The organism is Pseudacidovorax intermedius, assembly GCF_003350475.1.
GTDB classification, from domain to species: domain Bacteria; phylum Pseudomonadota; class Gammaproteobacteria; order Burkholderiales; family Burkholderiaceae_C; genus Xenophilus; species Xenophilus intermedius.
In genome coordinates this window covers 60,406-79,588 of record NZ_QQAV01000009.1, presented here as the reverse complement: position 1 = coordinate 79,588, position 19,183 = coordinate 60,406, and the positions used below count along the sequence as shown (strand labels likewise).

Annotated in this window: 22 protein-coding genes and 1 riboswitch; of the genes, 5 read left to right on the top strand and 17 right to left on the bottom strand. The window is 69.5% G+C overall.

The features are described 5' to 3' along the window. The first annotated feature begins 3 nt into the window (after positions 1-3). Together DFR41_RS20090 and DFR41_RS20085 are read left to right on the top strand one after the other, a co-directional pair. Complete coding sequence (locus DFR41_RS20090) at positions 4-312, top strand: EthD family reductase (RefSeq protein WP_114804048.1); 309 nt, start codon at positions 4-6, stop codon at positions 310-312. Between the two features lie 77 nt (positions 313-389). Further along, positions 390-992, top strand: a complete 603-nt coding sequence (locus DFR41_RS20085; RefSeq protein ID WP_114804047.1) for a GbsR/MarR family transcriptional regulator — start codon at positions 390-392, stop codon at positions 990-992. Positions 993-1,096: 104 nt separating this feature from the next. Here the strand turns inward: DFR41_RS20085 and DFR41_RS20080 are convergent, their stop codons facing one another. The 10 genes from DFR41_RS20080 to DFR41_RS20035 form a co-directional block, all read right to left on the bottom strand. Next, positions 1,097-1,357, bottom strand: coding sequence for a hypothetical protein (locus DFR41_RS20080; RefSeq protein WP_114804144.1), 261 nt, complete (start codon positions 1,355-1,357; stop codon positions 1,097-1,099). Positions 1,358-1,499: 142 nt separating this feature from the next. Then, entirely contained in the window at positions 1,500-2,522 is a 1,023-nt protein-coding gene (locus tag DFR41_RS20075; protein ID WP_114804046.1) for an aminotransferase class I/II-fold pyridoxal phosphate-dependent enzyme, read from the bottom strand. Continuing rightward, positions 2,522-3,466 (bottom strand): adenosylcobinamide-phosphate synthase CbiB, encoded by a 945-nt coding sequence (gene cbiB / locus DFR41_RS20070; RefSeq protein ID WP_425326714.1) that lies wholly within the window; start codon positions 3,464-3,466, stop codon positions 2,522-2,524. Before cbiB ends, DFR41_RS20075 begins: the two co-directional genes overlap by 1 nt. 6 nt (positions 3,467-3,472) lie before the next feature. Beyond that, positions 3,473-4,042, bottom strand: coding sequence for a cob(I)yrinic acid a,c-diamide adenosyltransferase (cobO, locus tag DFR41_RS20065; RefSeq protein ID WP_114804045.1), 570 nt, complete (start codon positions 4,040-4,042; stop codon positions 3,473-3,475). A gap of 20 nt (positions 4,043-4,062) precedes the next feature. Further along, positions 4,063-4,929: an ABC transporter ATP-binding protein gene (locus DFR41_RS20060; RefSeq protein WP_244917815.1), complete on the bottom strand. Its 867-nt coding sequence runs from the start codon at positions 4,927-4,929 to the stop codon at positions 4,063-4,065. Then, positions 4,926-5,939 (bottom strand): FecCD family ABC transporter permease, encoded by a 1,014-nt coding sequence (locus DFR41_RS20055; protein WP_114804044.1) that lies wholly within the window; start codon positions 5,937-5,939, stop codon positions 4,926-4,928. Before DFR41_RS20055 ends, DFR41_RS20060 begins: the two co-directional genes overlap by 4 nt. Beyond that, positions 5,939-6,841 (bottom strand): ABC transporter substrate-binding protein, encoded by a 903-nt coding sequence (locus DFR41_RS20050; RefSeq protein ID WP_114804043.1) that lies wholly within the window; start codon positions 6,839-6,841, stop codon positions 5,939-5,941. Before DFR41_RS20050 ends, DFR41_RS20055 begins: the two co-directional genes overlap by 1 nt. Beyond that, positions 6,838-7,413, bottom strand: coding sequence for a bifunctional adenosylcobinamide kinase/adenosylcobinamide-phosphate guanylyltransferase (locus DFR41_RS20045; RefSeq protein WP_114804042.1), 576 nt, complete (start codon positions 7,411-7,413; stop codon positions 6,838-6,840). Before DFR41_RS20045 ends, DFR41_RS20050 begins: the two co-directional genes overlap by 4 nt. Next, positions 7,413-8,783, bottom strand: coding sequence for a cobyrinic acid a,c-diamide synthase CobB (locus DFR41_RS20040; protein WP_244917814.1), 1,371 nt, complete (start codon positions 8,781-8,783; stop codon positions 7,413-7,415). The genes DFR41_RS20045 and DFR41_RS20040 overlap by 1 nt, the downstream gene beginning before the upstream one ends. Further along, complete coding sequence (locus tag DFR41_RS20035) at positions 8,768-10,696, bottom strand: TonB-dependent receptor domain-containing protein (protein WP_114804041.1); 1,929 nt, start codon at positions 10,694-10,696, stop codon at positions 8,768-8,770. The genes DFR41_RS20040 and DFR41_RS20035 overlap by 16 nt, the downstream gene beginning before the upstream one ends. A gap of 94 nt (positions 10,697-10,790) precedes the next feature. Beyond that, a riboswitch (cobalamin riboswitch) is annotated at positions 10,791-11,111 on the bottom strand. 39 nt (positions 11,112-11,150) lie between these two features. Here DFR41_RS20035 and DFR41_RS20030 point away from each other — a divergent pair. From DFR41_RS20030 to DFR41_RS20020, 3 genes are all read left to right on the top strand, one after another. After that, entirely contained in the window at positions 11,151-11,396 is a 246-nt protein-coding gene (locus DFR41_RS20030; protein WP_114804040.1) for a DUF904 domain-containing protein, read from the top strand. Beyond that, the gene (locus tag DFR41_RS20025; RefSeq protein ID WP_114804039.1) at positions 11,393-11,710 is read left to right on the top strand and encodes a cell division protein ZapA; all 318 of its coding nucleotides are present in this window, start codon (positions 11,393-11,395) and stop codon (positions 11,708-11,710) included. Before DFR41_RS20030 ends, DFR41_RS20025 begins: the two co-directional genes overlap by 4 nt. Positions 11,711-12,100: 390 nt before the next feature. After that, positions 12,101-12,916 (top strand): sulfite exporter TauE/SafE family protein, encoded by an 816-nt coding sequence (locus DFR41_RS20020; RefSeq protein WP_114804038.1) that lies wholly within the window; start codon positions 12,101-12,103, stop codon positions 12,914-12,916. Between the two features lie 30 nt (positions 12,917-12,946). On the opposite strand, the gene DFR41_RS27485 is transcribed toward DFR41_RS20020, so the two are convergent. From DFR41_RS27485 to DFR41_RS19990, 7 genes are all read right to left on the bottom strand, one after another. Beyond that, positions 12,947-13,567 carry a hypothetical protein gene (locus tag DFR41_RS27485; RefSeq protein ID WP_147284404.1) on the bottom strand — a complete coding sequence of 207 codons (621 nt, stop codon included), beginning with the start codon at positions 13,565-13,567 and terminating at the stop codon, positions 12,947-12,949. Further along, a complete protein-coding gene (locus DFR41_RS20015) occupies positions 13,564-14,397 on the bottom strand; it encodes a fimbrial biogenesis chaperone (RefSeq protein ID WP_017758335.1) in 834 nt (277 codons plus the stop codon). The genes DFR41_RS27485 and DFR41_RS20015 overlap by 4 nt, the downstream gene beginning before the upstream one ends. A gap of 23 nt (positions 14,398-14,420) precedes the next feature. After that, complete coding sequence (locus DFR41_RS20010; RefSeq protein ID WP_017758334.1) at positions 14,421-14,954, bottom strand: hypothetical protein; 534 nt, start codon at positions 14,952-14,954, stop codon at positions 14,421-14,423. 30 nt (positions 14,955-14,984) lie between these two features. Then, entirely contained in the window at positions 14,985-15,599 is a 615-nt protein-coding gene (locus DFR41_RS20005; protein WP_147284403.1) for a hypothetical protein, read from the bottom strand. A gap of 31 nt (positions 15,600-15,630) precedes the next feature. Next, positions 15,631-16,278, bottom strand: a complete 648-nt coding sequence (locus tag DFR41_RS20000; protein WP_081682488.1) for a hypothetical protein — start codon at positions 16,276-16,278, stop codon at positions 15,631-15,633. Next, positions 16,278-16,895: a hypothetical protein gene (locus tag DFR41_RS19995; RefSeq protein ID WP_114804037.1), complete on the bottom strand. Its 618-nt coding sequence runs from the start codon at positions 16,893-16,895 to the stop codon at positions 16,278-16,280. The genes DFR41_RS20000 and DFR41_RS19995 overlap by 1 nt, the downstream gene beginning before the upstream one ends. Before the next feature lie 124 nt (positions 16,896-17,019). After that, complete coding sequence (locus DFR41_RS19990; protein WP_017761481.1) at positions 17,020-19,125, bottom strand: hypothetical protein; 2,106 nt, start codon at positions 19,123-19,125, stop codon at positions 17,020-17,022. Positions 19,126-19,183: the final 58 nt, after the last annotated feature.

Genomic DNA, 19,183 nt, shown 5'->3' with positions numbered 1-19,183 from the left:
GCCATGATCCGTGTCAGCGTCCTCTACCCCTTCACCGAAGGTGCCCGCTTCGACCACGACTACTACCGCGACAAGCACATGCCCATGATCCAGACCCGCATGGGTTCGGCCTGCCTGGGCTACCGCATCGACCGCGGCCTGTCGGGACCGGCACCCGGCTCCAAGCCGGCCTTCGAGGCCATGTGCCACATCGACTGCGCATCGGTCGAAGCCTTCCAGGCCGCCTTCGGACCTCACGCGAAGGAAATCAACGGCGACGTGAAGAACTACACCGACATCCGGCCGACGATGCAGATCAGCCAGGCGGGCTGAGCGCCATCGCCCCACCGGATTCAAGGCATTCCTGGGATTTCGGCTTTTTCTGAAATCCCAGCACGCACAATCGGCGGATGCCCAACAGCCGTCCTGCCGACCCGCGCCCTGCCCTGCCCGAACTCCACCGCCAGTTCGTCGACCACTTCGGCGAGATGGGCAGCCGCTGGGGCATCAACCGCACCGTGGGGCAGATCTATGCCCTGCTCTTCCTCTCGCGGCGCCCCCTCAATGCCGAGGAGATCAGCGAGACGCTGTCCTTCTCGCGCTCCAACGTGAGCATGGGGCTCAAGGAACTTCAGGCCTGGCGGCTGGTGCAGCTGCGCCATCTGGCGGGCGACCGGCGCGAATACTTCGAGACGCCGGGCGAGGTGTGGGACATCTTCCGCGTGCTGGCCGAGGAACGCCGCCGGCGCGAGATCGAACCCACGCTCTCGATGCTGCGCAACGCCCTGCTGCAGGAGCCGGCCACCGAGGAGGAGCGTCATGCCCAGCAGCGCATGCGCGAGATGCACGATCTGATCGACCGGCTGGTGCGCTGGTTCGACGACGTCCAGCGCCTCTCGCCCGACACCGCGATGCGGCTCATGGGAATGGGCGCCGCGGTGACGCGGGTGCTCGACCTCACCGGTCGGCTGACCGGCGGCGGCCGGGGGCGCAAGGACGCCGACGGCGAATAGGCGAGGCCACCGGTCACAAGCAAAAGGGCTGCATCGCTGCAGCCCTTTTGCTTGGTTGGCCGGATGCCGCCGCGTGTCACCACGCGCGGACCCTGTGTGGGAACTCAGTCCTTGCCCTTGAGCGCGTCCTTGGCCTTCTCGGCCGAGTTCTTGGAGCGGTTCTTGTGGTACTCCGACTTGACGTTGTTGACGGCCTTGCCCACCGGGCCGCTCTTCTTGGCGTCGCTCTCGGCGCGCTTCTGGTCGATCTTGTGCTCGGCGGCGTCCGACGCCTCCGATGCGGCCTTGCCCAATTGGGCATGGCTGGCGCCGGCAAAGGCGATCAGGGACAGGGCGGTGGCGATACCGAAAAAGGTTTGGCGCATGGTGTTCTCCGAATCTGTGAGCGATGCGCCAAGCGTGCCTGCCGCGAGCCAGGCCGGGCTGTCGGCCATCGCGCCATCGTCGTGACCGAAGCGGCAGTGCGCGTTCGCAGGCCATCGGGCGATCACGGGGCGCGCCATCCGTCTATGCGAACGGACTCCATGCACGAGCCAGTGCATCCTGGCTGGCCGGGGGCAGCACACCCAGTCGCACCCAGCCCGGCATGCCGAAGCTGCGGCAGTCGCGCAGCTTGATGCCGTGGGCGCGCAGGTCGCGCAACGCCTCGTCGAGGGACGGGGCGCCTGGCCTGGCACAGAAGAAGTTGGCGACGCCGGGCGCCACCTGCCAGCCCATCGCTTCGCAGTGCGAGATCTGGCGCTGCTTCCATTCCCGAAGGCGCGGCAGGCATTGCGTCGAAAGCCAGTCCTGGACGGCCGGCTCGGTCCAGGCCCGGAGCATGGCCTCGGCATGGGCGCCCAGGGGCCATGACGGTGCCAGGGCGTGCAGATCCTGGACCAGCCGCCCGGGCGCTGCGGCCGGTGCGATGGCATAGGCGCCACGCACGCCCGTCAGGCCCAGGGCCTTGTTGGGCGTCCACAGCTGCCAGCACCGGTCGCGCTGCGCCGCGGTCAACGCCGAGGCGCCCTCCAGCCGCAGGGGGGCGTAAGCGCAGTCCAGGACCAACGCCGTGTCCCGTGGCAGGGCGTCGAGCCGGGCGGGCAGATCCGCCACGGCGTCGCCGCGCGGGGAGGACGGCTCGCAGGCCCAGGCCAGGACCGGGGGCCGATCGCCACCGAGCGCCAGCGGCTCGCCGACGACCTGTACCGGCAGTCCATGGGCTTCGGCCGCCAGACGGTAGTCGCCATAGGCGGCCGCGGGCACCTGCACCGGCCCTTCGCCCCGACGGCTCAGGGCCACGGCCGCCGTGATGCGCACGATGAACTCGCTCGCGCTGGCGGCCACCAGCACCCGTTCGGGAGAGACCCCATGCCATGCGGCCAGCCGGGCGCGCAATGCCGTGGCCGCCGGGTCCGGGTAGCGCGTGGGATCAGCCTGCCGCAGCGCCTGCATCACTGCCTCGCAGGGTCCGCAGGCGTTGGCGTTGGTGGAGAAGTCGTGCACCGGCACGCCCTGCGCGTCCGGCCCACCGTGGACCACGGACCTCATCACGCCTGCCCCAGCCAGACGAGCGCGAGCGTGGCCAGCGCGGCTGCCATCGGCACGGCACGCCCCGCCAGGACGAGTGCCCGCTGCGTGTCCTGTGCCTGCGGCTCGCGGCCGTCCGCGTGGAGCGCATAGACGCCGGGCTTGCGCAGATGCACGCCCAGCAGCAGCGCCATGGCGCCCATGGGCCAGCCGCCGTTGGGCGACGGCGTTCGTGCCGCTTCCCGCCGCAGCCCGGCGGGCCAGCGCCCGGCGGCCAGCATCAGCAGCAGGGCCGTGAGCCGGGCCGGCAGCCAGGACAGGGCGTCGTCCGCCCGCGCCGCCCATTTGCCGGCCCAGGTCCAGTCCCGGCCGCCACGATCGCCGCGGTAGCCCCACATGGCGTCGGCGGTGTTGGCGAAGCGATAGAGCACGGCGCCAGGCAGTCCGGCGATGGCGAACCAGAACAGCGGCGCCACCACCGAGTCGTTGAGGTTCTCGGCCAGCGACTCGATGGCGCTCTCGCGCACCTCGCCGGCATCCAGGCGCTGCACGTCTCGGCTCACCAGACGGGCGAGGCGTTCACGGCCTTCGGGGAGCGAGCGCCCCAGCGCCGCCTCCACCGCCGCCACCTCGTCACGCAGCATGCGCCAGGCCAGCAGCGGCTTGAGGCACAGCGCGAGCACCACCGTGGCCAGCAGCGCGGGCAAGGCGCCAACGGCCCATTGCAGGGTCCAGCCCAGCGCCGTCGCCACGAAGGCGCCGACGAGCCATGCCAGCGCACCGCGCACGAAGGGCTCGGCACGCCGCGCATCGCCAGGCAGCGGCGCCACATGGCGACCGGCCCAACCCAGCCAGCGGCCCATGCCGACCACCGGGTGCAGCCGCACCGGCGGCTCGCCCAGCCAGCGGTCGACGGCGAGCGCCAGCCAGAGCGCGGCGGCCAACACGACCGGGCTGTCGATCACCGTGGCCTAGTCCTCGATGCCGCGCTGGGCCGGAATGCCCGCGTCGAAGGCATGCTTGACCTTGCGCATCTCGGTCACCGTGTCGGCGATGTCGATCAGCTCCTGCGGGCAGCGCCGGCCGGTGAGCACCACGCTCACCGACGAGGGCCGCTGTGCGAGCACCTCGATCACCGGCTCCAGCGGCAGCCAGCCGTAGATCAGCGGATAGGTGATCTCGTCCAGCACCACCAGGAAGTGCTCGCCGGAACTGATGGCCGCCGCCGCCCGGGTCCAGCCATCGCGCGCCAGTTGCGCGGAGCGCTCCAGGTCCTGGCTCTTCCAGCTGAAGCCGTCGCCCAGGCCTTCGATGGGCATCCCCAGTTGCTCGAACACGCGGTGCTCGCCGAAGCGCGCACTGGGCACCTTCATGAACTGGAAGATGCGCACCGGCTTGCCGCGGCCATGGGCGCGGATGGCCAGGCCGAAGGCGGCGGTGCTCTTGCCCTTGCCGTCGCCGGTGTTGACGATCAGCAGCCCGCGGCGCTCGCCTTCGGGCTTCTCGTAGGGCTTGGTCTGGGGCGGGGTTTCGGTCTGCATGAGGGTTCTCGGAAAAGGGTTCAGCGGTGCAGCGCCACCCACTGGTCGTCGACACGGTGGATGCGGATGCGATGGTCGAAGACGGCCTCGATGGCGGCATGGGTGGCGGCATCGCCGCAGGGGCCGTGGTGCAGAAGGCGGCCGCCGGCCATCACCATCAGGTCGTCGGCCAGCAGTGCGGCATGCAGCTCGTGCAGCACGGTGACCACGGTGCGGCCGGCATCGGCCAGGGTGCGGGCCAGCGCCAGGCAGTCGGCCTGGTGCGGCGGGTCGAGGTTGGCCAGGGGCTCGTCCATCATCAGCACGCCCGCCTCCACGGCCAGCGCGCGGGCGAGCAGCACGCGCTGACGCTCGCCGCCGGAAAGCTGCGACAGCGCACGGGCACGCCAGTCCCAGGCCTGGGTCTGGCGCAGCGCGCGTTCGACGGCCGCATGGTCGGCCTCGGACGGTGCAGCCAGCCAGCGCTGGTGCGGCAGGCGGCCGAGCATGGCGACGTCGTAGGCCGTGAGGTCGTCGGCGGCCGGGTCGGCCGCGCCGCCCTGCGCCAGCCAGGCCAGGCGTCGGGCGCGGGTCCGGTGCGGCCATTCAGAGAGCAGCCGGCCATCCAGCCGCACCTCGCCGTCCGCGGGCGCCAGCAGGCCGGCCATAGCCTTGAGCAGCGTGGACTTGCCCGCGCCGTTGGGGCCGACGATGCTGGTCCAGCGGCCCGCCTGCAGGCGCAGCGTCACACCGTGAACGACCGGCGCATCGCCGAGCCGGACACCCAGGCTCCGCGCCTCCAGCACGGGTGCGTCGACCGCTGCGCCGCGGTCTGCCTGGCCGGCCGCGGCTCCGGTCGATGCGCCTTCCGCGCGGGCGTGCATGGCGGCGGCGAGATCGGCGTTCATCGCCCACCTCCGCGCGAACGCTTGTGCATCAGAAAGAGCAGGTATCCGCCGCCCAGCACGGCCGTGAGCACACCCACCGGCAGCTCCTGCGGCGCGATCAGCCACCGCGCCAGCAGATCGGCCGCCATCAGCAGCGCGCCGCCCATGAAGGCCGACAGCATCAGCAGTCCCGCATGCGTGGTCTTGACGATCGAGCGCACCAGGTGCGGCGCCGCCAGGCCGACGAAGGCGATCAGCCCCGTCTGCGCCACGGCCGCGCCGGTGGCCAGCGACAGCACCGCCACCAGCGCCGCGCGCATGGCCGGCAGCGGCAGGCCCAGGCTGGCGGCGGTGGCCTCGCCCAGCGCCAGGCCATCGAGCACCGGCGCCAGCAGCCGCGCCGCGATCAGGCATCCCGCCAGGGCGACGGCCATGATGGCGCAGGCATTCCAGCCCACCAGCGCCGTGTTGCCCAGCATGAACACGACCAGCGCCTGCAGGATGTCGGCCGAGGACAGGGTGAACAGGTCCTTGATGGCGCCCAGCACCATGCCCACGATCACGCCGGCCAGCAGCAGGCGCAGCGTGTGCTGGGCGCCGCGGGCCAGGGTCAACGTCAGCAACACGGCCGCCACGGCGCCCGCGAAAGCCGCGCCCGTGAGGCCCAGCCGCACGCCCCAGGCCGCCGCGGCGGGCGAGCCGCCGATGGCGCCCAGCGCCAGGGCCACGCCCAGGCCGGCGCCCGAGGCGCTGCCCAGCAGCCAAGGGTCGGCCAGCGGGTTGCGGAACAGGCCTTGCGCCACGGCACCCGCCAGCCCCAGCAGTGCGCCGGCCAGCCAGGCCCCGGTGGTGCGCGGCAGGCGGATGTCGCGCACGATCTGCCAGGCGATGGGGTCGTCGACCAGCTGCCACAGGCGTTCGACGCCGGTGCTGCCCACGGCCGCGCCGAGCGCGCCCAGCAGCACCGCCGCCAGCAGCAAGGCCAGCGTGAGCACCCGGGCGCGGCGGCCCTGCTGCAGGTGGAGGGCCATCACTCGGCCAGGGGCCGGCCGGACAGGCAGTCGGCCATCAGGCGCGCGGCCTCGCCCATGCGCGGGCCGGGGCGCACCAGCACGTCGGCCTGCGCGGCGCTGAAGCGGCAGATGCGGCCGTCGCGCACGGCGCGGATGCCGGCCCAGCCCGGCCGCTGCTCCATGCCCGCAGCGCTGCGCACACTGACCATGATCAGGTCGGGATCGGCCCGAACGACGAACTCCGGGTTGAGCTTGGGAAAGGGCCCCATCGCCGCCGGCACGATGTTGCGGGCGCCCAGTCGGGCCAGCGTCTCGCCCATGAAGGAGCTCTCGCCCGCCGCGTAGGGGCCGTTGTTGACCTCGAAGTACACGCGCTGGCCGCGGCGCGCGGGCGGCACGGACTGCGCGGCGGCGTCCAGCTCGCCCTGCAGCCGCTGCCACAGCGCGGGCGCGCCCGGCTGGCCCAGCAGCGTGCCGACCTTGGCCATCACGCGCTCGACATCGGCCTGGGTCTTGGGCTCCAGCACCGCAACCTTCAGGCCCAGGGCCTGCAGCCGGTCGACCACGCGCGAGGACTTGGCCAGCAGCACGAGGTCGGGCTTCAGGGCCACGACCGCCTCGACATTGGGATCGATGCCGCCGCCCACCTGCGGCAGGTTGTGCACCGGCGCCGGCCAGTTGGAATAGCGGTCCACGCCCACCAGGCGCTCGCAGGCGCCAAGCACGCAGACGGTTTCGGTGAGCGAGGGCAGCAACGTCACGATGCGCTGCGGCGGCTGGGCGAGGCGCACGATGGCGCCGCGTTCGTCCACCACCTCCACCGGGGCGGCGAGCAGGGCGGGCGCGGCGGCGGCGAGCAGCAACGCGGCAAAGGCCGCGCGCAGGGCGCGGCCGGTGCGCAGGAGGGGCCAGGTCGTCATCCGTTGTCCTTCACGGTCAGGGGCAGGCCGGCCACCATCAGGGTGACGCGGCGGCAGGCGGCGGCCACATGCTGGTTGAGCTGGCCCAGCGCGTCGACGAAAGCCCGGGTTTCTTCGCCCAACGGGATCACGCCCAGGCCGATCTCGTTGCCGACCAGCACCACGGGCCCGGGCGCCCGCGACAGCGCCTCCACCAGCAGCAGGGCCTCGGTGCGCCAGTCGGGCAGCGCGGCGCGCTGCGGATCCAGCCCGGGCGGCATCAGCAGATTGGTCAGCCACAGCGTCAGGCAGTCGACCACCAGCAGCGTGTCCGGACGGCTCAGCGCGCCGATCAGCTCGGGCAGGCGCAGCGGCTCTTCCACGGTCTCCAGGCCGGGCACGCGCTCGGCCCGCTCCTGGCGATGGCGGGCGATGCGCTGCGTCATCTCGGCGTCCCAGGCCTGGGCGGTGGCGATGAGCACGGCCCGCCGCCCGGGCGCGCCGGCCAGCCAGTCGCCAGCCGCCGATTCGGCGCGGCGCGACTTGCCGCTCTTCTGGCCGCCGAGGATGAATTCGTGGGCGTTGTCCGTCATCAGGAGGCCGATGTTCGCAGCAGGGGCCGCCCGTCGAACAGGCGGGCCGTAACCGCGGGGTCGGAGGGAAACCAGGCGTGGAAGTAGCTGGCCCGCACCGGCCCCTGCGCATACAGCGCCTCGCCAGCATCGGCCTTGGGCTTGGCACCGGGCCGCGCGCTGCGCGCCAGGGGCGCCAGCACCGTCTCGCAGCGCGAGTAATGGAAGGTGTGGCCGCGCAGCAGCCCGCCGTCGATGGCCAGCCATTGCGAGCCCAGGCCCGCCAGGCGCGGCTGCATCACGGTGCGGCCGGGCAGCAGGCCCCACAGGCGATGGCTGCGGCCTTCCTTGTCCACCAGTTCGTCGAACAGGCTCATCATGCCGCCGCATTCGGCCCAGACCGCGCGGCCCTGCGCCACATGCCCATGCAGGGCCGCGCGCAGGTCGGTACGCGCGGCCAGGCGCTCGGCATGCAGCTCGGGATAGCCGCCCGGTAGCCACAGCGCGTCGCATTCCGGCAGGGCATCGCCCGCCAGCGGCGAGAAGAAGGCCAACCGCGCGCCGAGCTGCACCAGCAGGTCGAGGTTGGCGGCATAGAGGAAGCAGAAGGCCGCGTCGCGCGCGATGGCGATGGTGCGGCCCGCCAGCAACGCCGGCACGGGCGCGGCTGCAGGCGGCGCCGCGAAGTCGACCTGCGGCAAGGCCGCGAGTCCGCCCTGCCCCAGTGGCGTGGCGGCGAGTGCGTCCGCGGCGGCGTCCAGCCGGGCCAGGCCGTCGTCCAGCTCGGCGCTGGCCACCAGGCCCAGGTGCCGCTCGGGCAGGCCGAAGTCGGCGCTGCGCGGCAGCCCGCCCAGCCAGTGCGCCGGATCGCGCAATGAGCCACGCAGCATCTCGCCGTGGCGCTCGCCGGCCACTCGGTTGGCCAGCACGCCGGCCCAGGGCAGGCCCGGGCGGTAGCTCTGCAGCCCATGCGCCAGCGCGCCGAAGGTGCCAGCCATGGCGCCGGCGTCGATCACGGCCAGAACCGGCAGGCCCAGGCGCTGGGCCAGGTCGGCCGCGCTGGGTTCGCCATCGAACAGGCCCATCACGCCCTCGACCACGATGAGGTCCGCCTCGCAGGCGGCCGCGTGCAGGCGGGCGCGGGCATCGGCCTCGTCCGTGATCCACAAGTCCAGCGAGTGCACGGGCGCCCCGCTGGCCATGGCCAGCCATTGCGGATCGAGGAAATCGGGCCCGCACTTGAAGGCCCGCACGCGACGGCCCTGCCGCGCGTGAAGCCGCGCCAGGGCCGAGGCCACGGTGGTCTTGCCCTGGCCCGAGGCCGGGGCCGCCACCAGCACTGCGGCGCAGGTGGCGGGCCCGCGGGCGCCGTCGGTCAGCGCGGCGTCCACTTCAGGCCCACGTAGGCCGTGCGGCCGGCCGTCGCGTAGTTGTTGGCCAGCACGTAGTTCTTGTCGGTGGCGTTGTCCAGCCGCGCGACCAGGCGCAGGTCGGGGCGCAGCTGCACGCTGCCATACAGGTTGAGCAGGCCGTAGCCGGCCAGCACGATCTTGTTGGCCGTGTCGTCGAAGCGGCGCGAGGCCAGCTGCACCTCTGCTCCCACGGTCCAGATGCCCTGCGTCCAGTCGCCGCCGAAGGTGGCGTAGCGCTTGGCACGGCGAGGCAGTTGTCGGCCGGTCTCGGAATCCTTCGGGTCCTGCACGTCGATGGAGCCGCGCAGCGTGAAGTGATCGCCGAAGCGGTGGTCGGCGGCCAGCGTGGCGCCCTGGTACACCGCGCGTCCCACGCTGGCGTAGCAGCCGAAGAGCGAGGCGCAGCTCGTGCTGGTGCTGCTGAACACGATCAGGTTGCGCACGCGGTTCTCGTAGACCACCAGGCTGGCATTGGTGCGGCCGTCGCCATAGCGCACACCGACCTCCGCATTGCGTCCGGTCTCGGGCTTGAGGCTGGCATCACCGTACTCGCTGAAGCGCTGGTACAGCGTGGGCGCGCGGAAGGCCGTGCCGGCGGCCGCCGTGACGCGCCAGTTCTTCACGAACTCGTAGCCGTAGGAGGCGCTGCCGGTGGTCTTGCCGCCGAACTCGCTGTCGTCGTCGTGGCGCACGTTGAGCTGCACCGTGTGGGCGCCCTGATGGAAGCCGTAGCCGAGGGCCAGGGCATCCTGCGCGCGGTCGCGGTTCAGGGTCTTGCGCCAGTCGGTCAGCGAGGGGTTGAGCAGTTCGTCCTCGCGGCGCTCGAGCGCGGCCGTGAAGCGGTGCGGGCCGTACTTGCCTTCGGCCTGCAGCAGGTAGCCGCGCAGTTGGGTGTCCGTGATGTATGTGGTGCTGGGGTAGCCCGCATAGCCCGCAGCGATGCGGGCCGAGGTGGTCTCGTACCGGCTGTTGCTGTCGGTCACCTGCAGCAGCGTCTTCCAGTGCTCGGTCCATTGGGCCGTCCAGCTGAGGCCGGCCGTGCGCAGGTGGTAGAGATTGCGGTCGTCGGTCGCGTTGGCGAGGCGGTAGCCGGTGCCCGAGGTCGCGTCGTAGCCCGACGTGGTCTCACTCTCCAGCACGGTGGCCTCGATGCGGTGCTGCGCATTGATCTGCCAGCCCAGGCGCACATTGGCCGAGCTCGCACGGTAGAGGTCGTCGTCGGGGTTGTGGTTGATGTTGGGCGTGCGCACGTCGAAGCCGCGCGTGGTTGTGTAGCCGGCGCCCAGCGAGTAGTCGAAGGCCCCCGACTTGCCAGACAGCCCCACCTGCGCATCGCGCAGGCCGCGACTGCCCGCGCCCACGCTCACCGTGGGCGAGATGCCGTCCTCGCCGCGGCGCGTGAACAGCTGCACCACGCCGCCGATGGCGTCCGAGCCATAGACCGCGGCGGCCGGGCCGCGCAGCACCTCGATGCGATCGATCTGCCCGAGCGGCAGCGATTCCCAGGCGGCGCCGCCGGTGGACTGCGAGTCGATGCGCACGCCGTCGAGGTAGACGGCGGTGAAGCGCGTCTCGGCGCCGCGCAGGAACACGCTGGTGGTGTTGCCGATGCCGCCGTTGCGCGAGATCTGGACGCCGGGCAGGCGCGCCAGGAGGTCGGCCACGCCGGTGGCGCCGCTGTTCTCGATGGCCTGGCGGTCGATCACCGACACGTCGGAGACCAGCTCGGACAGCGGTTGCTCGACACGTGTGGCGGTGACCACGGTTTCCTGGAGGGTGGCCGTCTGGGCCAGCGCGCCCAGCGGCGCAAGAAGGGTCATGGCCGCGGCCACGGACGACAGGGGGCAGGTGCGCGACAAGGCGCGCGCGGAAGAACCAACGCGGGTGATCATGGTGTGGAAGCCGAAGCTCCGTGAAGCATGTCCCTGGCCGGCCTCCCCGCCGGCGATGGGACGTCATGGCTGCCGCGCTCTCGTGGAGGTCGCGCGGCAGCCGCCTGTGTTGGCCGGTATCCGGGCTGGCAGCGCGCGCCGGCCGCCTTCCCAGGGATCGCGTGTCGACGATCTCCAGTGGCTTGCTTGGACGACGTGGCGCGTGCGTGAACACATGCGCCGGCTGCTTCACCGTTGCGGGGGCAGCGCAGGCTTGCCGGTGGCCGGCGCCGGGTCCGAGCCTGCTTCCTGCCCTGGGGCGGAAGGGTTCGATCCCGGTGCCGGCCTTGCGCGCTGGCATGCGCGCGGGCTCCTGCTTCCCGTTGAACTGCGACGCGCGAACCGCGCCGCGAGCACCAACAACGGCGCGCATTGTAGGCAGACGCCGACAGGCCGGCCCCTACAATCGCCGACCATGTCTGCACCGAGCCCCATCGATCAGATCGCCGAGCGCGTGGAACGGCTGCTCGTCCGCCACGAGGAAATGCGGCGCACCAACGCGCTGCTTGTGCAGCAGGTCGATGCACTCACCCGCGAGCGCGACGCGCTGCGGGCCCGGCTGACGACGGCCCGCACCCGCATCGACGCCATGCTGGAACGGCTGCCGGCCGAGCCGACCTCCGACGCCGACGCATCCACATCCACCTCCGCCGCGCCATGAATCAGATCGAAGTCCGGATCATGGGCCAGAGCTACCTGCTGGCCAGCCCCGACGATGGCGAGGACGCCCTGCGCGAGGCCGTGGCACGGGTGGACGCGGCCATGTGCAGCATCCGCGACGCAGGCAAGGTGAAAGCGCGCGAGCGCATCGCCGTCCTGGCCGCGCTCAATCTGGCGTACGACCTGATCCAGCGCGAATCGGCACCTGCGCCTACACCCGCACCGACTGCGATGGCGGATGGCGATCCGGAGCGCGCGGCCCATCTCATCCGCCGCCTCGACCAGGCCCTGGCCGGTGATGGGTTACTGCTGTAGCACTACGCCTTTTACGCACGTCTTGCGCCGCCTTGCAAGCCGCGCGCGACAAGGCCAACACGGCACACGGGACACTGCAGACACGCCGCGGCCGAGGCATAGAATGAACTCGTCTGCGATGCCGCCGGGCTTTATATTTCCTTGAACCAATGCTCTATGGAGCCCGGGCTTGGTACATCGCCTGGCAAGCGTGATCATCTCGCGTCAGATGAACCCAATGCCTTGCTGCCCTCGCCCACCTGAACCCTGCGTTCAGGATGACGGTCCGGTGGCATTCGCAGACACCTCTTCCTTCAACGGCCCCTTCACGGGGCCGTTGTCATGTGTGCCACGCCCCGCACATACGCGGGCGCCGCACCGCGCGGATAAAAATACGACGGAGACTCCCTCATGGGCATCGAACCCCTGCTGATCGTCGAGCTCGGCCTGCTCGGGCTGGGCGCCGGCTTCCTGGCCGGCCTGCTGGGCATCGGCGGCGGCATGCTGATGGTGCCCTTCCTCACCTACATCATGAGCACGCGCGGCGCCTCGGCCGACCTGGCGGTCAAGATGGCCATCGCCACCTCGATGGCGACCATCATGTTCACCTCCATCAGCAGCGTGCGCGCGCACCACAAGCGCGGCGCCGTGCGATGGGACATCGTGCGGCACCTGGCGCCCGGCATCGTCATCGGCAGCCTGGTGGGCAGCCTCGGTGTGTTCGCGCTGCTCAAGGGCTCGGTGCTGGCCATCTTCTTCGCGCTCTTCGTGGGCTTCTCGGCCACGCAGATGTTTCTCGACAAGAAGCCCGCGCCGAGCCGGCAGATGCCGGGCACGGGCGGCCAGTTCGCCGCGGGCGGCGTCATCGGCTTCATCTCCGGCCTGGTCGGCGCGGGCGGCGGCTTCATCAGCGTGCCTTTCATGACCTGGTGCAACGTGCCGATCCACGCGGCCGTGGCCACCAGCGCGGCGCTGGGTTTTCCGATCGCGGTGGCCAATGTGGCGGGCTACATCGCCAGCGGCTGGTCGGTGCAGGGACTGCCGCAGGGCGCCTTCGGCTACATCTGGCTGCCGGCGCTGGTGGTCGTGGCACTGTGCAGCGTGCTCATGGCACCGTTGGGCGCACGGGCGGCCCACGCACTGCCGGTCAAGAAGCTCAAGCGTGTCTTCGCCAGTGTGCTGTACGTGCTGGCGGTGTACATGCTCTGGAAGGGACTGTCCGCGTGAGGCGCGGATCGCGCGCGCTGCATCGGTCGCTCAAGGCGCCACTGCCGTGAAGCCAACCTGCCCGCTGTATGAGCCGGCGCGAATCGAGGGGCCCGCATTGAGGCCGAACGTCCAGTTGGCAGAACGCTGAGTCACCAGGTTGCCGAAGGCTGTCCCGGAAACGGTGACGGCGGCACCGGTGCCAGCGGCCGGTATTGCTGGCGCCGGCAGTCCGCCGTTGTCGGAACTCACCGTGACGCTTCCCATGGGAATCACCGCGCTGCCGGCTGCAAGTGGCGAAAGAACCGTGGCCTGAAGACTCACCGTGCCCGCGTTGCTCCCGACTTCGACTGCGAGCACGTTGTTGCTGGGGCTGACGGTGAAAGTGGGTGCGGCGGCGGTCCAAGGAACGGCCTGTGAATTTCCGTTTGTGGCGACCGTGGGCGCACCGGGTAGCACGGCACCCACATTGAAGCCCACGGTCGCTAAACCAGCACCAGGTGGGCCGACGCGCAGGTACATGTATTTCCCGATGTTGATGCGGAAGTCCAGACGGGCGGATACCGTGTAGGGGCTATTGGTGTCACTGACCTGCTCCGCGAAAGACGGGGTCGGAAGTGTCAGAACCGCAAGGCCCCATAGCGCGGCGGCGCGACGCGCGCCCTGCGTCACCGGAACTCTGCCTCCACCCGGAAGCTGCCATCTTCCCAATCCAGGAGGCCCGACGCCTTGACCGGCAAGCTCAATGTCTCCGGCATCACGCCTTCGTCGGCCCGCGGCGACAGCGGCAACTGGCGGGTCTGGCCCGGCATGATGGGCGTACTTTCTGGCGTCCATTCCTGTTGGCGCCCATCCGTCGCACGCACGTCCAACGCTCCGCTCAGACGACCATGGGCGTCACCCTCGTTGCGCACCACAATCACCGGCTGTCGCCGGCCTTGATGCTCCCGCACCACCGCGTCCTGGAGCACGAGCTTGGGCGCTGCGCCGCCCACGGCGACGTAGACCGCGACTGCAATCCGGCCGCTCACCGGCAATTGCAATGCCATGCCGCGCTCGCGCACCAACGCCTGATAGGCAGGCTCCACACCTTCGATGACGACCATGAAGCGGCACTCTTGTCTCTCAGCGCCGGAGGGAACCTCCACTTGAAAGCGCATGGCCCGCCTTTCCTGCGGCCCGAGCTTGAGGGATCGCCGCTCCAGCGTGACCCAGGGCCGGCAACTGCCAGGCAGCAGCTCATCGTGATAGCCGATCTGTCCCTCCGGGGAGTAGGTCCAGTCAAGGGTACGCACGGAAAGCTCGACCGCGGAGCTGCCCATGTTCTGCACGTCAAGGACCTGGCCCACGCGACTACCGGCAGCAGCGCTCAGTTCATAACGGGACGGGGCCACGCCCACTTCGAAGGGGGCCGCCAGGACCGCGCAGGGAACGAGCGCCGCGGCCATGACGAAACACACGCGGGTGACGCATCCCTTCAAACGTTGGATAACCTTGTTCATGCGTCCTCGACTCTGGTCGCTCTTCACGGCAACACCTCGATAAAAAAGTAGGTTTCAAGATCCAGTCCACGCGTTGAGGCAGGACGCCACTCGCGAAGATCCAGTTGAAGCCGGAGATCAAGCCGTTCGGTGATCCACGGCCCCGGCACGACACCGGTCCAGACCAACCGCTGCTCACCTGCCATTGCCGATCCAGGCGCAAGTGCATCGCTGCCCGACCATTCCACCCTGAGCCCCGCAGGCGACCTCAAGCCTGGCACCAGGGACGGCACCACGAGATAGATGCGTGCTCGCTTCCCAGCGTAGGGGGCGGTCGCCAGGCGGTATTCGACGCCCCGGAACATCGCCGAGACATACGGCGATCCCGCTTGGATCGATGCCGTGTCCACGCTCGCCGGAATTCGCGCGCGGGGCGACGCCGAGTCGTCCAGCCGCTGTGCATGCGCGACACCCGCAGCGTGCAGCGTGAGGAGCAGGACGATTGCACGCGTGAGCCTGAGGCTCAGCAAGCTCCGGAAGCGCTGCCCGTATCGGGCTGCGGGCGGCAAATCGATCATGACAAGCGATGGCGCGAGGCACCCACGTGATCAGTTCATGGTGGCGGTGAACGTCACGCGCCCCTGGTAGCTGCCTGCCGGATACAGCGTGCTGTTTGCATAGGTGAAGCTGAGGGTGTTGCTCAGTTGTGTTCTGCTTGGTCCCGAAAACAGCGTCTGGAGGAATCCCGGCAAGCTGAACTGCGCCAGTTGCTGGCTTGTGGAACCGTTGAAACTTCCGGTCTGGATGTCGTTCCCGGCATTGGCGCCGGTATCAAGGTTGGAGGACACCCAGCTGATGCTCGAAAAAGGGATCACCGTACTGCCACAGCTGATCGCGGTGAGGCACTGCAGTCCCACTGAGGACGACGCCGTGAGCGTGACCGCACTGGGCGAGAAGTAGCCCGTTTTGTCGGCCGACACCGTGATCAGGACGGATGAAGCCCCGGTGCCAGAAATGGCGCCAGGATTGGGTGCGACATCGGCGCCGCTCACATCGAAGACGACCTGATCGATCGATGCGCCCGCCGCTCCAACCCTCAGGCTGATGCCTTGGGTGACGGAGATGTAGGTCGTCAGGATCACGGCCTGCGCCGGGTCGATGAACGAGGCGGCAATGGCGCCGGCCAGCAGCCATCGCAGCCCTCTCAAACGTGCATACGCCATCGGTCAGACGATCTGCACCGCCCGAATGCGGTCATACCCCGGAGGCCGTGTATGTCACCGTCGCGCTGTACGCACCTGCCGTCCAGCTCGTCGGCGTACCGTTGAGGGTATAGGTCCAGCTGCCGCTGGCGAGCACGTTGCTGGCGATGGTGGATGACGAACACGCACCAAGATCGCCGCCGGGATGCGCGAGCGTTCCCGAGCCGGATACGGCGAAGCTGGAGTTGGGCGGCCCTCCCGCTGCCGACCATGCACCGACCGCGCAGCTGAGTGTGCCCACGCCGGCGTTGGTCCAGGCAGCCACTGTCAGCGCGGAAGGCTGCGAACCGACCGCCAGGGTCGGTGCAGCAGCGTTCCAGTTGATCGCCGTGTTGTTGCCATTGTTCGGACTGGTCGGCCCGTTCTGAATGGAAAACGTGGGCGCCCATGTCAGGCTGGACTGCGTGGCGTTGGCCGCCCCCACCCGCAAAAGGATGAGCTTGGGGACCGTCACCGACAGGTTGACCCTTCCGGTGGCGGTCAGGGTGCCAGAGCCCGAGGACGCGTAGCCATAGGTGGACTCGGCCCGGGCCGGTGTGCCAAAACACACGACGGACAGAAGCCCCACCGCGAGCGCCAGCGCTCCTCTAGCCCAGAGTTGGCTGGAACGCGCGCGGAGTTGAATGTCGATCCGCGTCATCACACTCCCGTGGCTGTGTAGGTGACGGTGGCCGTGTAGGAGCCTGCGGACCAGCTGGCCGGAGTGCCGCCAAGCACATAGGTCCAAGTGCTCGCGGCCAATGCATTGCTCGGGAAGGTCGTCGACTGGCAGGCACCCAGGTTGGCACCCGGGTGAGGCAAGGTACCAGAGGAGTTCACCGTGAAGTTGCTGTTGAGGGGTCCACCGCTGGCCGGGCTCCAGGCGGCAACCGCGCAATTGATGGTTCCACTGCCTGCGTTCGTCCATGCGGTCACGGCGAGTGCGCCTGGCTGCGTGCCGGCCGTCGCGGTCGGGGCATTGGCATCCCAGTTCACAGCCGTGTTGTTGCCCGTCGTGGGCACGGTGGATGCCGCAGGAATGCTGTAGCCCGACGTCCAGGACAGCGTGTCCACTACCGTGTTCGCGCTACCCACGCGCAGCAGCAGCAGTTTGGGCACGGTGACAGACAGGTTGACCCGTGCGTTTGCAGTGACGGTACCGGTGCCGGACGACGCATAACCATAGGTGGACTCGGCCAGCGCCGGGGTGCTGGCGAGTGCGCCAACTGCCAAAGCAACGGCTGCGACACGGTTTTGGAAGAAGTGCTGTTTTCTCATCGTGGTTCCTCTCTGAAGTACGGGCTGCTGAAAAACTCTTTTTTGGAAGTGCGGCGGAATTCGCGAGTCGCGTCCTCACCGCGTCGTATAGCGCTCGCTGTCATCTCTGCCGCAGCCGGAGGACTCATGGCGTCCCTCGCACAAGCGCAAGCGTGACCGAGCCCGTACCGCGCAGGGGGACTTCGACCCCTGCGCCGTACCCAGAATCCACCCAGGGAAGCGGGATGCTCTCGGGCGTCACGCTCAACCGGTGCCGACCCACTGCGACCAAGCGGAATTCGAAGCGACCGTTGCGATCAGTGACGGTTCGGAACCGCCCGTCGAGCACGACTTCGACACCTGCTGCGAGGGCCTCACCCGGCTGCTGTATGCCGTCACGGTTCGCATCCAGGAACACCTGCCCTTCGATGTCGCCACTGCCTGCACCCGCCGCCCGGTCGCCGATCGGTGCAAATGGCTGGCCACTCTGCCCTTGCCATCGAAGGTAGAGCTGGAGCGTCTTTTCGTTGCTTCGATAGACCTGGGCCGTATCCGCCAGGGTTCGAACCAGAGCAGTTCGCGCCTGATTGAGGCTCAGGGTCGCGCCTACTCGCCAGCCCGCAGCAAGGCTCTGCTCCAGCGAGAGGCTCCCAGACAGGCCCCTGCTGGTGTAGAGCCCACCGGTTCGCGACGTGTAGCGAAGATTGCCCTGCACTTCGACCGTGCCGGCCAGCCTGCCGCGAAACTGTGCGCCGGCCGTGGGGTAATGGCGGACGACGCCGCCGCTTTCGTCTCGCGCATAGCCGATGAGGGTCGTGAACTCTCTGCCTCCGTTGGACGCGCGGGCATCGAACCAGTCCTGCTCCCAGACCAGCTCCTGACCGGTTGCGGTGTCACTGTCGGCCGCAACCGAACGATTGCGTTGCACGGTGAGCGTGAGACGGCTGCGCGGCAGTCCGAAAAATCGGCTTTGGCCGTACCAGGACGCGAGAAAACTCTTCTGCGTGCTGCTCGGAGTCGAGGCTTCGGCGTTCCAGTTGCTGCCGAAGTTCGTACCACCCTGCTGATGCAGGACGGCAGCCGAGAAGCTGCCCCCGATGGCGCTGTCGCGGTCCAGAAGATATTGCCCGTTGAGGGAAAACGCTCGCCGCGAGCGTTCTGTACCGCTCTGGTATGCCTCCTGCGGACCGCGGTCCAGGTCGACCCCGCCGCCCCAGCTGAGCCGCGCGCTCGTGTAATCGACGCGCCAGTGGCCTCCGCTGGTCCCGGTCGCCAGCGAAGTGTCACCAAAATGAAGATTGGGGCGCGCAACGAACAGGCTCGCGGTGTGCCTGTAGGAGCCCAGACGCACAGCCCCTTCGGCGAACAGACCGACGGAGCTTCCCTGGGCGACATCGGGAGTGCTCGATTGCACTCTGCTTGCAATCAGCGTGAGCCGGCCACGGGGTTCGCCATCGCGCAGGGGCCAGTTGTTGCGCCCGACCGAGGCCGCGAAGCTGCGTACGTCTTTCGATCCGCTGCCCTGCCCTCTCCACCCGTCGTAGTAGAAGGCCGGTACGTTGTTCGCCTGCTCGATCTGAAAAGCCGCAAAACCATCGCCGTCCACTCGCCTGGTCATCGCGATCCAGCTCTTGCTGCCCTGGCTACGCTCGAAGCCCGGATAGGGGCTTCCCACCAGCCAACCGCGCAAGCCGCCCCCGAGCCGCAGTTCGCCGTCTGCGTCGAACAGGCGCACCGATGCGCCACGCAACGGGCTGCTTCCAAAGGCCAGCCGTTCATACCGCTGAAGACCGTCCGTGCGCTCGGCATAGAAATCGCCGAGCGCGATGTCGGCGAAACGTCGGGAGGTCAGCGGCACACCGGTCATGCGCAGGGTCAAACGGTCGCCACTGGCATGGGTGGACTGTCCAAGCGATCCCAGCCCGAAGAGTCCGGACTGCGAATCACCGTTGGCGCCGCGACCGTCGAACTGAAAGCTCAAGTCTCCGAAATTGAGCATCTCGCGCCGGTACTCGGCATGGATACCGGCTTCGAAGGCATGCAGCGATGCGCCGCTGTCGTCTGAATTTGCCCAACCCGCGCGCGACTCCACCACCCAGGACCGCACGCCTGCGAGCTCGCCTCCGACGGGTGCTGTCGCGGTGTCTGCTGAATCCAGGACGGATTCGTCCATGACGCGGTCCACATAGGCCTGCGGCGCCCGCTCCAACTGCGCTCGCAAACGCGCCTGTTCTGCCTCGAAGCGACTCATTGGCTCCACTCGTACCGATCCGCCAGCGTCCTGCGCGCCGCACGGCCAAGCACAAAGG